Raw genomic sequence first — 13,921 nt, forward strand, 5'->3', positions numbered from 1 at the left:
CATGCTGAATATTACGAACCTGTACGCCGATTACGGCGGTAAGCCCGCTCTGGAGGAGATCAACCTGACGCTGGACAGCGGTGAGCTGCTGGTGGTGCTGGGCCCGTCCGGGTGCGGAAAAACCACGCTGCTGAATCTGATCGCCGGGTTTGTCCCTTATCAGCATGGCACCATTCAACTGGAAGGCAAAAAGGTGGAAGGCCCGGGTGCCGAGCGCGGAGTGGTCTTCCAGAATGAAGGGCTTCTCCCCTGGCGCAACGTGCAGGAAAACGTGGCGTTTGGGCTGCAGCTTGCGGGCATCAACCGCGAAAAGCGGCTGGAAACGGCGCGGGCAATGCTGAAAAAAGTGGGGCTGGAAGGGGCGGAAAAACGCTTTATCTGGCAGCTTTCCGGCGGCCAGCGGCAGCGCGTAGGTATTGCCCGCGCGCTGGCCGCGAATCCGCAGCTGTTGCTGCTGGACGAGCCGTTCGGGGCGCTGGATGCCTTCACCCGCGAGCAGATGCAAACCCTGCTGCTGCGCCTGTGGAACGAGACGGGCAAGCAGGTGCTGTTGATTACCCACGATATCGAAGAGGCGGTGTTTATGGCGACGGAGCTGGTGCTGCTCTCGCCGGGGCCGGGCCGCGTGCTTGAGCGTTTGCCGCTGGATTTCGCCCGCCGCTACGTCGCGGGAGAACCCGTGCGCAGCATTAAATCCGATCCGCTGTTTATCGAACAGCGTGAATACGTTTTAAGCCGCGTGTTTGAACAACGGGAGGCCTTCTCATGAGCATCGTCTTCAGTGAAAAAACGCTCCGCACGCGTCTGGCGCTGCGCTGGCCTTTCTCGCGCCAAATCACGTTGAGCGTCGGTACGCTGCTGGTGCTGCTGGCGGTGTGGTGGGCGGTTGCTGCCCAGCAGTGGGTCAGCCCGCTGTTTCTGCCCCCGCCGGGCCAGGTGCTGGCCAAACTCATTACCATCGCCGGGCCGCAGGGCTTTATGGATGCCACGCTCTGGCAGCACCTGGGTGCAAGTCTGGCGCGTATTCTGGTGGCGCTGCTGGCGGCGGTAATTATCGGGATTCCGGTCGGGATCGCGATGGGCTTAAGCCCGACGGTGCGCGGCATCCTCGACCCGCTGATTGAGCTTTACCGTCCGGTGCCGCCGCTGGCCTGGCTGCCGCTGGTGGTTATCTGGTTCGGCATAGGTGAAACGCCCAAAGTTTTACTCATCTATCTGGCGATCTTTGCGCCGGTTGCAATGTCAACGCTGGAAGGCGTGAAGAGCGCCCAGCAGGTGCGGATCCGCGCGGCGCAGTCGCTGGGAGCCAGCCACACGCAGGTGCTGCTGTTCGTGATTTTACCGGGCGCACTGCCGGAGATTTTAACCGGGCTGCGCATCGGCCTCGGCGTGGGCTGGTCCACGCTGGTGGCGGCTGAGCTGATTGCAGCCACGCGCGGCCTTGGGTTTATGGTGCAGTCGGCGGGAGAGTTCCTGGCGACTGACGTGGTACTGGCAGGGATCGCGGTGATCGCCGCGATCGCCTTTGGATTAGAACTGGGGCTGCGCGCGTTACAGCGCCGCCTGACGCCCTGGCATGGAGAAATACAATGAGTGAACGTCTGACCATTACCCCGCTGGGGCCGTACATTGGCGCGCAGGTGTCGGGCCTGGATGTGACCCGTCCGCTGAGCGATAACCAGTTCGAGCAGCTGTACCACGCGGTGCTGCGTCATCAGGTCGTTTTCCTGCGCGAGCAGGCGATCACCCCGCAGCAGCAGCGCGCGCTGGCCCAGCGCTTTGGCGATCTGCATATCCACCCCGTCTATCCGCATGCGGAAGGTGTGGAGGAGATTATCGTTCTGGACACCCACAACGATAACCCGCCGGATAACGACAACTGGCATACCGACGTGACCTTTATCGAGACGCCGCCCGCCGGGGCGATTCTGGCGGCGAAGCTGCTGCCGGATACGGGGGGAGATACGCTGTGGGCCAGCGGGATTGCAGCGTATGAGGCGCTCTCCCCGCCGTTCCGGATACTGCTGAGCGGGCTGCGGGCGGAGCACGACTTCAAAAAATCGTTCCAGGAGTACAAGTACCGTAAAACGGAAGAGGAGCATCAGCGCTGGCAGGAGGCGGTTGCGAAACATCCTCCGCTGCTGCACCCGGTGGTGCGGACCCATCCGGTCACCGGCAAGCAGGCGCTGTTCGTGAACGAAGGGTTCACCACGCGCATTGTGGAAGTGTCCGAGAAAGAGAGTGATGCGCTGCTGGGATTCCTGTTCGCGCATATTACCAAGCCGGAGTTTCAGGTGCGCTGGCGCTGGCAGGAGAATGACCTGGCGATATGGGATAACCGCGTGACGCAGCATTATGCCAATGCGGACTATCTGCCGCAGCGCCGGATTATGCAGCGGGCGACGATTTTGGGGGATAAGCCGTTTTATCGTGCGCCTTGATCCCCTCACCCTAACCCTCTCCCCAAAGGGGCGAGGGGACTGCCCGGTGCGGTTTTCACCCTCTCCCTTTTAGGGAGAGGGCTGGGATGAGGGTATTAAATGCGCCTCAATATACCGCTGGTAGCGGTTTGCCTTCAGGTAACACAAATCCACCAGCACCAGCCCGTCGACGCAGTTGTTGAAAGCCGGGTCGCTGCCAAAATCAATAAACTGCACGCCGCCGGGTTCACACAGCTCGGAATATTGCTTGTAGAGCGGCGGAATGCCGCAGCCCAGATTGCCGAGCAGGGATTTCAGCTTTGTCAGATCGTCCACGTAATCCACGCCGCCAAACTGCGCCAGCACGTCCGGCAGGGACGCGGGATACGGCTGGCGCGAGGCGGCTAGCGGATGCGTCGCCGGGAACCACAGACGGTAAAAGGCCACCAGCAGATCCCGCGCGGCTGGCGGTAACCCCCCAGAAATTGAGACCGGGCCAAACAGGTAGCGGTAGTTCGGATAACGCGCCAGGTAAGCCCCAATGCCGGACCATAAATAATCCAGGCCGCGGCGTCCCCAGTAGCGCGGCTGAATAAAGCTGCGCCCCAGCTCTATGCCGTGCTCCAGCACGTCCTGCATTTTGTCGTCGTAGTGGAACAGGCTATAGCTGTACAACCCTTCCAGACCGCGACGTTCAACCTGTCTGGCGGTCGGCATAAAGCGATACGCGCCGACGATCTCCAGATCCTCATCATCCCACAGGATCAGGTGCAGATAATCATCGTCGTAGCTGTCGGTGTCCCGACGTTTGCCGCTCCCTTCCTCGACCGCGCGAAAGGCAATCTCGCGCAGGCGGCCCAGCTCGCGCAGCAGCGGGGCGTCTTCCTGACCGTTGCGCTGCCAAAGATAGATGGTTTTACCGTCACTGGTATTGCCCAGACATTCGGCCTGAGCCAGCGCGCGTTTCAGGGTGGCCCGGTCTTCCGGACGGGCAATCGCGCACTGGGTTTTAAAGACGCCGGGCACTCCCTTGCCAAGACGCATCACGTGCTGACGGCACTGCTCGGCCATCTCACGCGACGAAAGGGCGGCGCTGTACCAGTGATGCCACGCAATCTGCTGGCCGATTTTAATCGGCAGCTGGCTGTGGCGGCGGCGGAACATCTGCTGCATGAGTAACAGCATCGACAGCGTCGGGGAGACCAGCGTGCTGGCATAAAAGAGCAGGCTGTTATGCGCCTGAATATGCACCGGCAGCAGCGGGACGCGCAGCTTGCTGGCGAGTTTGATAAAGCCGGAGTGCCATTTTTTATCGCGAATGCCTTTGCGCGTGGGGCGGGAAACTTCTCCGGCCGGGAAGAAGATCAGCACGCCCGCGTTTTGCAGATGCTGTTCCATCTGAACCAGGGACGATTTCGCCGTCCTGCCGCCCATATTGTCCACCGGAATAAACAGCGAGCTGAGGGGCTCAAGGTGAGTCAGCATCCGGTTGGTCACGACTTTAACATCGCGACGCACGCGGGAGACGGCGTACATCAGCGCCAGCCCGTCCAGCGTACCCGTCGGGTGGTTGGCAATAATGACCAGCGGGCCATGTTCGGGGATTTGTTCGAGATCGCGGGCGGAAACGGTGCAGAGAATATCAAGGTGCTCCAGAACTTGCTCCACCATATCCAGCCCTTTCAGGTGGCGGTGTGCTGCGGCAAATTGCTGAAATTCGTCTTCGTAAAACAGTCTTTTTAACAGACTTTTTTGCCAGGGTGCAGGCCTCGCCTGAGGCCAAAGATCGTCGAGAACGCTATCGAGGCTAAACATGGTTACTCCTCCTGCCGTCTTGCGAAGACAGTAGAAGGAGCAGATGTCGGTTGTATTGCAGTTTGGTGAAGATTAGCGGAGGATTTTTTTCTCAGCCAGATCCAGCGCGAAGTAGCTGAAGATCAGATCCGCGCCTGCGCGTTTGATGGCGCCGAGGCTTTCGAGGACCACTTTCTCTTCGTCAATCGCACCGGCCAGCGCGGCGAATTTGATCATCGCGTACTCGCCGCTGACCTGGTAAGCGCCCAATGGCAGCTCGGTGCGCTCGCGAATGTCGCGCAGGATATCAAGATACGCACCAGCCGGTTTCACCATCAGGCTGTCTGCGCCCTGGGCTTCATCAAGCAGGGATTCACGAATCGCTTCCCGACGGTTAAGCGGGTTCATCTGATAGGTTTTACGATCGCCCTTCAGCGCTGTGCCCGCAGCTTCACGGAACGGGCCGTAGAAGGAGGAGGCAAATTTGGTGGAGTAAGACATGATGGCGGTGTCGGTAAAGCCCGCCGCGTCCAGCGCCTGACGGATCGCCTGAACCTGTCCGTCCATTGCGGCAGAAGGCGCGATGAAGTCCGCACCCGCAGCGGCAGCCACGACCGCCTGCTTGCCGAGGTTAAGCAGGGTAGCATCGTTATCCACGCCGTGATCGCACAGCACGCCGCAGTGGCCGTGAGAGGTATATTCACAGAAGCAGGTGTCGGACATCACCACCATTTCCGGCACGGTCTCTTTGCAGATGCGGGACATGCGGGCGACGAGGCCATCTTCTTTCCACGCGTCGCTGCCGGTGGCATCAGTATGGTGAGAGATGCCGAAGGTCATCACCGAGCGGATCCCCGCGTTGGCGATACGTTCGATCTCACGCGCCAGATATTTCTCCGGAATGCGCATTACGCCCGGCATGGCTTCGATGGCTTTGTAGTCATCGATCTCTTCTTCGACAAAAATCGGCAACACCAGATCGTTTAAGGTCAGGGTTGTCTCTTCAAACATAGCGCGCAGGGCAGGTGACTTGCGCAGGCGGCGGGGACGTGCAATTAAATCGGTCATGGTATGCCTGATGTTTGTGGAACAAAGAAGGCTAGTGTACCGCAAAGTGAAGCCAGGTGTTTTACTAAAGTGGGCATTTTGTTTTTTGCGAAATGCGGCAGATCGGGTTTCATATCATCAGTCTATAATACCGTTCAGGATATTTTTGAACGGAGGTGAGATATTCGTGTTGTTTCTATATTAATGGGTATGCATCATTAAAAATGATTTATTATTTGTTATTATATGTTTTGCATTGGTGTGCCTGTATTTTAACTTTTTGTTTTTATAATATTAATCTCGAGTGACCCATGCGTTTGTCGCTTTTGAAGTGTTATTAGTCTGAATACGGACTTAATGGAAACATTCATTGAACCTTTTTCAAATGAAACTGCATAATTCTCTCCGCAATTAGATGTTGCAAATTCAATGATGGACAAACTTGCTTACGTCCCTGAGGAGGGATGACCCAATGCAAACATGGAAAAAGAAACTCGTTGTATCTCAACTTGCATTAGCCTGCACCCTGGCTATCGCTTCTCAGGCCAATGCGAAGGATATTTCCGGTACGACCTATAATACATTCGGATACGATAATACCGCTTCCACTCCCTGGTATTATGGCTATGCCGATTGGGATTACTCAGACGCGACCCACGACGGTGATATTTATCCGGTGATTAATAAAAGCACAGTGAATGGCGTTATTTCAACATACTATCTGGATGATGGCGTTAATGGCCGGGCAAATGCGTTAAGTATTTCCAACAGTACTATTAATGGCATGATTACCTCGGAGTGTATGACTTCCTCGTGTGCTGACGGCCTGGATACCGATGGCACCAACTATTCTCAATACGATCGTTTTAGCCTGACCGTTGATAATTCCACCATTAACGATACCTATGAGCATTATGCGTATGACGTCGTGAATGGGGAAAATACGGAAAGACACTATCTGGACACGTATAATCTGGGTAATGCGATTACCCTGGATGTGGAGTCCGATATTGTTATCCAGAATAATTCCCACATTGCCGGTATTACCCTGACGCAGGGGTATCAGGAGCTGGATAACACTCCTTACGACGGTATTGAAGGCGTAGCCAACAGCAGCAAAGTATTTACAGACACGCTGGTGGTGAAAGACTCCGTTCTGACCTCAGGCGCATATAGCGATCTGGGGACCAGCGGGTTCTACGGTCAAACCGCGAAGCCTGGCGACTACGGTGAAACGAATGCCACGGCAGCGGATGATGCGGCGCTGATCGTTGCTGCTAGCGCGTCTGATAACGCGATGCAGACCACTGCCACGTTCGATCACTCCACCGTTACTGGCGATATTCTGTTCTCCAGCACCTTCGACAACAACTTCTATTCGAACGGCGATCCGGCAACCGATACCACCGACGATGGCATCTATAACCCAACCACCAACGGCTGGGATGGCACCGATAAGCTGGATGTGACTCTCACCAACGGCAGCAAATGGGTCGGCGCAGCGCAGTCCAGCGTCGAGGCTATCGGCACTGCGCAGATGTATGGCCAGGGCTACAGCAACGTAGACTGGAGCACTCTGTCCCCTAACAGCATTTGGCCGGACTCCACCTATGACAGCAACGGACACGTTACGGGTGAAGCGGTATATCAGAGCGGGCTCTTTAACATCGCGCTGGATAACGGCTCAGAGTGGGATACCCGCAAGCTTTCTAATATCGACACGCTGACGGTAAACAACCAGTCTCAGGTTAACGTTGAAGACTCTGGTCTGCTGGCGGACTCCATCACCCTGACCAATGCTTCATCAATAAATATTGGGGACGGCGGTGGCGTGGCGACCGACCATCTGTATCTGGACAGCTATAGCCGTGCGGCACTGACGGAAGAAACGGCCGAACTGTATGCCAACACCATCACCGTGGATAACGGTGCAGAGCTGGCGCTGGGGCTGGGTCAGGTTGATACGCATAATCTGGAACTGACTGATGGCGGGGTGCTTAACGTTGCCAGCCGTGATTACGTCCTGAACAGCGATCTGAACAACGCACGCTATATCACTAACGACAAGTACAATGCCGACTACGACTACGGTGTTGTGGCGATGAACTCAGATGGCCATCTGTCAGTGAACGGTGACGTGGCAGGTAACTACCAGGTACGCATCGACGATGCGACCGGTGCCGGTTCCGTTGCTGATTACAAAAACAAAGAGATTATTCGCGTCTATGACAATAACGCGGATACCGCTGCCAGCTTTACTGCCGCAAACAAAGCGGATTTAGGTGCTTACACCTATCAGGCGCAGCAGCAGGGTGACGCCGTTGTCCTTCAGCAGAAAGAGTTGACCGACTCTGCGAATATGGCGCTGAGCATCCCATCAGCCAATACCAATATCTGGAATCTGCAGCAGGATACCGTTGGCTCGCGTCTGACCAACAGCCGTCACGGCCTGGCGGATAACGGCGGGGCGTGGGTGAGCTACTTCGGCGGCAACTTCGACGGTGACAATGGCGTTATCAGCTACGATCAGGACGTGAGCGGTATTATGGTGGGTCTGGATACCCAGATTGACGGTAATAATGCGAAGTGGATCGTCGGTGGGGCGGCAGGTTTCGCGAAAGGTGATATCAGCGATCGTACCGGTCAGGTCGATCAGGATAGTCAGACGGCGATGATCTACGCGTCTGCGAAGTTCATGAACGATCTGTTCCTCGACAGCTCCCTGAGCTACACCCGCTTCAACAGCGATCTCTCCGCTAACATGAGCAACGGTCAGTATGTTGACGGCAATACCACTAATGATGCTGTTGGTTTTGGGCTGAAGCTGGGCTATGACTGGAAACCAAACCTCTCTGGCTACGTTACGCCATATGCAGCCGTATCTGGCCTGTTCCAGTCTGGTGATGATTATCGTCTTAGCAATGACATGCGCATGGATGGGCAATCTTACGATAGCCTGCGTTATGAACTCGGTGTTGATACGGGCTACACCTTCAACTACGGCGGCGAACAGGCCCTGACGCCTTACTTCAAACTGGCCTACGTCTATGACGACGCCAATAACAATGCCGATATTAACGGTGACAGCATTGATAATGGCGTGAAAGGTTCCGCTGTTCGCGTTGGGCTGGGTACCCAGTTCAGCTTCACGAAGAACTTCAGCGCTTACACGGATGCCACTTATCTGGACGGCGGTGACGTTGACCAGAACTGGGGCGCAAATCTGGGTGTGAAATATACCTGGTAATGAATAAACGCGGGGGGAGTAGTTATCTCCCCCGCTTTTTATAGAAGTAATAAAATAATATTGAACCGACAAATACGGATGTCTTGAGGTCTGCATGAACGTTAATGCGAAACCGCTTTCTGAATTACGCCGGCTCGAACAGTATTTAACAGCGGCCAGTACCCCTTTTACATGTGCGCCCCAGCAATTAATTACGTCAGGCGAATGGAATGAGCCTTGTACGATCGTATTACAAACCGGTGTTATTGAGGTTTATCGTTCTTCTGATGAGCTTTTGGTAGGGATTGCGACAGCCCCTTTTATTTTCGGTCTGTCTACGGTGATGATTAATCACTCTCAGGAATACAGGGTGATGGCTAAAACGGTCTGTACCGGTTTTTATTTGCCCACGGAAACCACCCGTCAGCTCATCCAGCAGTATTCACTCTGGAAAGAGGCCTTCTGCTGGTTATCCTGGATAAATTACATTCTTGAGAAACGCGATAAGCAGTTGGTTGGAAATAACTCCTATCACCAGATCCGCTCGATGCTGTTGAATATGGCGGAATGGGATGAAACGCTGCGTTCAAAAATCGGTGTGATGAATCATATTCAACAAAGCACACGAATTTCACGTTCCGTTGTTGCCGAAGTTCTTGCCGCCCTGAGGCAAGGAAACTATATCAATATGAGCCGGGGCAAGCTGGTCAGCATTAACCGCTTGCCCACGGAATATTAAATTTAGTTAGACGCGGTGAGCACCTGGGCCTTATTGGCGCTCAGTTCTGCCACCAGGTTATTAATCCCGTCACTCATATTGACGAAACGCGTATGCGGGGAGCGGGTGACCACCACAAACGCGCCCACGTTTGACTGTGGGATCATGGCCATATAGGTGATGAATCCACCGCCGCCGCCGGTTTTCTGAATAATTCCCGGACGGCCATTTTTCGGTGCCATATAGACCCAGCCCAGGCCGAGCGCATCGGCTTTACCCGGCACGTCCATCCCGATGACGCGGTGCAGTTGAGTACGCTGATAAATCAGGGTCTGCATGCGATCGGCCTGGCTGGTGCGAGCGTAGAAATCTGAGGAGAGGAACTGCTGCATCCAGCGCATCATGTCGCCAGGCGTGGAATAGACCCCGCCGCTGCCCACGGCCGCGAGCGTGTTATTACAGGGACTGGCGCCTTTCTCCGCCACCATCAGGCGACGGCACTGATCCGGGGACGGGGTAAAGGTGGTGTCTTTCATACCCAGCGGACGGGTTATCTGCTCTTCAAAAAGCTGCGTGTAGGGTTTGCCAGCCGCCGTTGAAAGGGCGTCCGCCAGCAGGTCAAAGGCCAGGTTTGAATAAGAGGCCTGCGAACCCGGAGCTGCCTTCAGCGTGGCGGTGCTCAGGTAGCTCCAGCGCTGGTCGCGCGTTGGCCAGACAAATACGTCACGGTGCGCCGCTCCGCCTGGCTGCTCACGCGGCAGGGCGCTGGTGTGGGTGGCAAGATTCACAAGCCGGATCGGGGTCCCCTGATACGTGGGTACCCGGGCGCCTGGCGGCGCGTATTTGCTGAGCGGGTCGTCGAGTTTCACCACGCCCTGATCGAGCAGTTTCACCAGCATTTCGCTGGTCATCAGCTTGGTTAAGGACGCGATGCGGATAACGGAATCCAGCTGCGGGTGAACGTTATTTCCTGGTCGCGTTTCGCCAAAGCTGCGGAACACACGCTGGTTGCCGTCGATGACGACCATCGCCATCCCGGTCGCGCCGCTGCCGTAATAGATAAGGTTCGCGTAGCGATCGGCAATATCTGAAGCTAAAACGGGCGCCGTCAGCGGTTGGGCTGCCTGGGCGGTAGAAAAGCTCACCGCACACAGCGCGGCAAAAGAGAGCAGACAACGTTTCAACGAAAAGCATCCATGAAGTGTATGAGGAAAGTAATGGGTATTTATACTACTAAACGGTACCGCGCAATGCCCCGAATTGCATAACGATAGCGAGAAAAACGTAACCATGGGTAAATATGAACAATTTACTGACGAGCCATCTCCCATTTTGTGACATCGGGCTTATGATAGGCACCAGTGTCACTCAATCTTACGGAGAACGGTATGTCTGAAAAGCGTGTGGTTATGGTTGTCGATATGCAGAACGGGGTATTTGAAACCCCTCGTCATCAGCGCGAAAAGTGTGTCTCTCTGATCAACCAGCTTACGCAGGCAGCCGACAAGGTGATTTTTATTCAGCATACCGAGGCCGGGGGGCTGGAAGAGGGAAGTGAAGGCTTTGCGCTACTGCCTGAACTCCATCAGCCTGCTGACGCGCTTTACGTCACCAAAACCGCCTGTGATGCCTTCTATAAGACCGCGCTTGAGGCGCTGCTGCGTGAGCAGGGCATTCGCGAGTTTGTCATCTGCGGCTGCGCCACCGATTACTGCGTTGACGCGACGATAAAGAACGGCGTCAGCCGGGGTTATCACATCACCGTGGCGGAAGATGCCCATACCACATCCAACCGCCCGGCTGCTGAAGCACAGATCCTGATTAACCATCACAACGACGTCTGGCGTAACTTCATCGCGCCGGCGAATCCTCTCGCGGTGAAATGCACCGAAACAATTCTCGAAAACTGGAAAGCGAACTAATAATCAACCCTCGGGTCTGACCTTTTTGCCTGAGTCGGGAGGCTGGCCTGGGCACGTTTTTCGTGTGGTAACGTGTTGTGCACAGCAATAGCCATAACAACAAGAAGGAAGCATTATGTTTAAGTCTTTTTTCCCAAAGCCGGGGCCTTTTTTCCTGTCGGCATTTATTTGGGCACTCATCGCCGTCATTTTCTGGCAGGCGGGCGGCGGCGCATGGCTGATGCGCATCACGGGGGCAACGGGCGAGGTGCCGATTAGCGCGGCGCGCTTCTGGTCGCTCAGCTACCTGCTGTTTTACGCCTACTACATGGTATGCGTGGGGCTATTTGCCCTGTTCTGGTTTATGTATTCTCCGCACCGCTGGCAGTACTGGTCAATTCTTGGCACATCGCTGATTATCTTTGTCACCTGGTTTCTCGTGGAGGTGGGCGTGGCGGTTAACGCCTGGTATGCGCCGTTCTACGATCTGATCCAGACCGCGCTGAGCTCGCCGCATAAGGTGACCATCAACCAGTTCTACCATGAAGTCGGGATCTTCCTCGGTATCGCCTTGATTGCGGTGATCATCGGCGTGATGAACAACTTCTTCGTCAGCCACTACGTTTTCCGCTGGCGTACCGCGATGAACGAACATTACATGGCGCACTGGCAGCACCTGCGCCATATCGAAGGCGCCGCGCAGCGTGTGCAGGAAGACACCATGCGTTTTGCCTCCACCCTTGAAGACATGGGCGTAAGCTTTATCAACGCCATCATGACGCTGATCGCCTTCCTGCCCGTGCTGGTAACGCTCTCTGCGCATGTGCCGGATCTGCCGATTGTTGGTCATCTTCCGTATGGTCTGGTGATTGCCGCGATCGTCTGGTCGCTGATGGGGACGGGCCTGCTGGCGGTGGTGGGGATCAAACTGCCGGGTCTGGAGTTTAAAAATCAACGCGTGGAAGCCGCTTACCGTAAAGAGCTGGTTTACGGTGAAGATGATGCCAACCGCGCCTCGCCGCCTACCGTCCGTGAGCTGTTTGGCGCCGTGCGTCGTAACTACTTCCGACTTTACTTCCACTATATGTATTTCAACATTGCCCGTATCTTGTATCTTCAGGTGGATAACGTTTTCGGTTTGTTCCTGCTGTTCCCGTCGATTGTTGCGGGTACGATTACGCTCGGTCTGATGACGCAGATCACCAACGTTTTCGGTCAGGTTCGCGGGTCGTTCCAGTACCTGATCAGCTCCTGGACCACCCTGGTAGAACTGATGTCTATCTATAAACGTTTACGCAGTTTTGAACGTGAGCTGGACGATCGTGACCTGCAGGAAGTCACCAACACATTTAGCTAATACAGGAAGTTGCTATGTCTTTTGCCGTACCGCGCGCGTTACCGTTGTCCTTGCTGGCCGCTCTTGTGCTGGCAGGCTGTGCCGAAAAAGGGGCCGCTCCGCTCAAAAAGGGGGAGAAGCCCGTCGATGTGGCGAGCGTTGTGCGGCAGAAAATGCCCGCCAGCGTAAAGGATCGCAATGCGTGGGCAGATGCGCTGGCAAAAACCTTTGAAAGCCAAAAGATTGCGCCGACCGAGGAGAATATCTGCTCGGTGCTGGCGGTGGCGCAGCAGGAGTCGATGTACCAGTCAGACCCGGTGGTGCCGGGCCTGAACAAAATTGCCTGGAAAGAGATCGACCGCCGCGCGGAGTCCATGCATATCCCGGTTTTCCTGGTGCATACCGCGCTTAAAATCACCTCGCCGAACGGCAAAAGCTACAGCGAACGGCTGGACGCGGTGAAAACCGAAAAACAGCTTAGCGCCATCTTTCATGATTTCATCAGTATGGTCCCGATGGGGCAGAAGCTGTTTGGCTCACTGAACCCGGTCCACACCGGTGGCCCGATGCAGGTGAGCATTGCGTTCGCGGAGAAGCATACCGACGGCTACCCGTGGAAAATCGACGGTACGGTGCGTCAGGAGGTCTTCTCCCTGCGCGGTGGGCTGTGGTTCGGCACGTATCATCTGCTGAACTATCCGGCGAACTACAATGAGCCGCTGTACCGCTTTGCCGACTTTAACGCCGGCTGGTATGCCAGCCGTAATGCGGCATTCCAGAGTGCGGTCAGCCGCGTAAGCGGCGTCAAGCTGGCGCTGGACGGCGATCTCATCGCTTACGGCAGCAGCGAGGCGGGAAGCACCGAGCGGGCGATACGGAAACTATCGACAGCGCTTGATATGAGCAACAGCGACATTCGCCGTCAGCTTGATAAAGGCGACAGCCTGGCCTTTGAGAAAACGGATCTGTACAGGAAGGTGTTTGCGCTTGCGGAGCAGAAAAGCGGGAAAACGTTACCGAGGGCTATCCTGCCGGGCATTCAGCTGGAGAGCCCAAAGATCACGCGTAACCTGACCACTGCATGGTTCGCAAAACGCGTGGACGATCGCCGGGCGCGCTGTATGGGGCTTTAACGGCGGCGGCGAAAGCGCAGCACTAAGGCCACAACGCCCAGAATCATACATCCCGCGAGGAAGGGGATCAGGCCGAACAGGGTACTGACGCCAAAGCCAATCTCAACCCGCGGGCGTCCGTTATCCTGCACCTGCATCAGGTGTTCATAAACGCCAGGCGCATGGACCAGCATATTAAGCAGCTGGGAACCGGCCCAGAAGCAGAACAGGACAAACAGGGCATAAGCGATATTACCCGCCGTGGAGGTTTTTGGTTTGCCGCCAAAAATCGGTTTCGACAATGTAAAGTCAGCCATATGACCTCCCGAAATATCACTCTGATTTAATACGCGTCTTACAGGGTGAG

General features: G+C 55.7%; 12 protein-coding genes. 8 read left to right on the forward strand and 4 right to left on the reverse strand.

The window, feature by feature from the left end; all coding sequences use genetic code 11:
• Position 1 precedes the first annotated feature (1 nt).
• Genes tauB through tauD form a run of 3 tightly spaced genes read left to right on the forward strand, consistent with a single transcriptional unit; the run spans position 2 to position 2,441 of the window.
• Positions 2–769 (forward strand): taurine ABC transporter ATP-binding subunit, encoded by a 768-nt coding sequence (gene tauB / locus ACOTZB_RS05475; protein WP_421626650.1) that lies wholly within the window; start codon positions 2–4, stop codon positions 767–769.
• Positions 766–1,593 (forward strand): taurine ABC transporter permease TauC, encoded by an 828-nt coding sequence (gene tauC / locus ACOTZB_RS05480; RefSeq protein ID WP_421626651.1) that lies wholly within the window; start codon positions 766–768, stop codon positions 1,591–1,593. Before tauB ends, tauC begins: the two co-directional genes overlap by 4 nt.
• A complete protein-coding gene (gene tauD, locus ACOTZB_RS05485; protein ID WP_421626652.1) occupies positions 1,590–2,441 on the forward strand; it encodes a taurine dioxygenase in 852 nt (283 codons plus the stop codon). Before tauC ends, tauD begins: the two co-directional genes overlap by 4 nt.
• A gap of 69 nt (positions 2,442–2,510) precedes the next feature.
• Here the strand turns inward: tauD and ACOTZB_RS05490 are convergent, their stop codons facing one another.
• Together ACOTZB_RS05490 and hemB are read right to left on the reverse strand one after the other, a co-directional pair.
• Positions 2,511–4,235, reverse strand: coding sequence for a lysophospholipid acyltransferase family protein (locus ACOTZB_RS05490; protein ID WP_421626653.1), 1,725 nt, complete (start codon positions 4,233–4,235; stop codon positions 2,511–2,513).
• A gap of 72 nt (positions 4,236–4,307) precedes the next feature.
• Positions 4,308–5,282 (reverse strand): porphobilinogen synthase, encoded by a 975-nt coding sequence (gene hemB / locus ACOTZB_RS05495; RefSeq protein WP_421626654.1) that lies wholly within the window; start codon positions 5,280–5,282, stop codon positions 4,308–4,310.
• A 451-nt stretch (positions 5,283–5,733) separates the two neighbouring features.
• Between hemB and ACOTZB_RS05500 the strand changes: the two genes are divergently transcribed.
• Positions 5,734–8,508: an autotransporter outer membrane beta-barrel domain-containing protein gene (locus ACOTZB_RS05500; RefSeq protein WP_421626655.1), complete on the forward strand. Its 2,775-nt coding sequence runs from the start codon at positions 5,734–5,736 to the stop codon at positions 8,506–8,508.
• A gap of 94 nt (positions 8,509–8,602) precedes the next feature.
• Positions 8,603–9,226 carry a helix-turn-helix domain-containing protein gene (locus tag ACOTZB_RS05505; protein WP_047650403.1) on the forward strand — a complete coding sequence of 208 codons (624 nt, stop codon included), beginning with the start codon at positions 8,603–8,605 and terminating at the stop codon, positions 9,224–9,226.
• A gap of 2 nt (positions 9,227–9,228) precedes the next feature.
• Here ACOTZB_RS05505 and ampH read toward each other — a convergent pair whose 3' ends face one another.
• Positions 9,229–10,389 (reverse strand): D-alanyl-D-alanine-carboxypeptidase/endopeptidase AmpH, encoded by a 1,161-nt coding sequence (gene ampH / locus ACOTZB_RS05510; RefSeq protein ID WP_420255777.1) that lies wholly within the window; start codon positions 10,387–10,389, stop codon positions 9,229–9,231.
• Positions 10,390–10,593: 204 nt separating this feature from the next.
• On the opposite strand from ampH, the gene ACOTZB_RS05515 reads away from it, so the two are divergent.
• From ACOTZB_RS05515 to ACOTZB_RS05525, 3 genes are all read left to right on the forward strand, one after another.
• Positions 10,594–11,127 (forward strand): isochorismatase family protein, encoded by a 534-nt coding sequence (locus ACOTZB_RS05515; RefSeq protein ID WP_421626656.1) that lies wholly within the window; start codon positions 10,594–10,596, stop codon positions 11,125–11,127.
• A 115-nt stretch (positions 11,128–11,242) separates the two neighbouring features.
• A complete protein-coding gene (gene sbmA, locus ACOTZB_RS05520) occupies positions 11,243–12,463 on the forward strand; it encodes a peptide antibiotic transporter SbmA (protein ID WP_032661602.1) in 1,221 nt (406 codons plus the stop codon).
• Positions 12,464–12,477: 14 nt separating this feature from the next.
• Positions 12,478–13,575: a DUF1615 domain-containing protein gene (locus tag ACOTZB_RS05525; RefSeq protein ID WP_421626657.1), complete on the forward strand. Its 1,098-nt coding sequence runs from the start codon at positions 12,478–12,480 to the stop codon at positions 13,573–13,575.
• On the opposite strand, the gene ACOTZB_RS05530 is transcribed toward ACOTZB_RS05525, so the two are convergent.
• On the reverse strand, positions 13,572–13,871 hold the full coding sequence (locus tag ACOTZB_RS05530) for a DUF2755 family protein (protein ID WP_008503287.1): 300 nt from the start codon (positions 13,869–13,871) through the stop codon (positions 13,572–13,574). The genes ACOTZB_RS05525 and ACOTZB_RS05530 overlap by 4 nt on opposite strands.
• Positions 13,872–13,921 lie beyond the last annotated feature (50 nt).

Origin of the sequence: Enterobacter cloacae complex sp. SHL020, from assembly GCF_049236945.1 — a bacterium.
Taxonomy (GTDB): domain Bacteria; phylum Pseudomonadota; class Gammaproteobacteria; order Enterobacterales; family Enterobacteriaceae; genus Enterobacter; species Enterobacter dykesii.

Coding starts and splice junctions, on each gene's coding strand:
- tauC (WP_421626651.1), top strand. CDS start 766: ATGAGCATCGTCTTCAGTGAAAAAACGCTCCGCACGCGTCTGGCGCTG.
- tauB (WP_421626650.1), top strand. CDS start 2: ATGCTGAATATTACGAACCTGTACGCCGATTACGGCGGTAAGCCCGCT.
- ACOTZB_RS05525 (WP_421626657.1), top strand. CDS start 12,478: ATGTCTTTTGCCGTACCGCGCGCGTTACCGTTGTCCTTGCTGGCCGCT.
- ACOTZB_RS05500 (WP_421626655.1), top strand. CDS start 5,734: ATGCAAACATGGAAAAAGAAACTCGTTGTATCTCAACTTGCATTAGCC.
- hemB (WP_421626654.1), bottom strand. CDS start 5,282: ATGACCGATTTAATTGCACGTCCCCGCCGCCTGCGCAAGTCACCTGCC.
- sbmA (WP_032661602.1), top strand. CDS start 11,243: ATGTTTAAGTCTTTTTTCCCAAAGCCGGGGCCTTTTTTCCTGTCGGCA.
- ACOTZB_RS05530 (WP_008503287.1), bottom strand. CDS start 13,871: ATGGCTGACTTTACATTGTCGAAACCGATTTTTGGCGGCAAACCAAAA.
- tauD (WP_421626652.1), top strand. CDS start 1,590: ATGAGTGAACGTCTGACCATTACCCCGCTGGGGCCGTACATTGGCGCG.
- ACOTZB_RS05515 (WP_421626656.1), top strand. CDS start 10,594: ATGTCTGAAAAGCGTGTGGTTATGGTTGTCGATATGCAGAACGGGGTA.
- ACOTZB_RS05505 (WP_047650403.1), top strand. CDS start 8,603: ATGAACGTTAATGCGAAACCGCTTTCTGAATTACGCCGGCTCGAACAG.
- ACOTZB_RS05490 (WP_421626653.1), bottom strand. CDS start 4,235: ATGTTTAGCCTCGATAGCGTTCTCGACGATCTTTGGCCTCAGGCGAGG.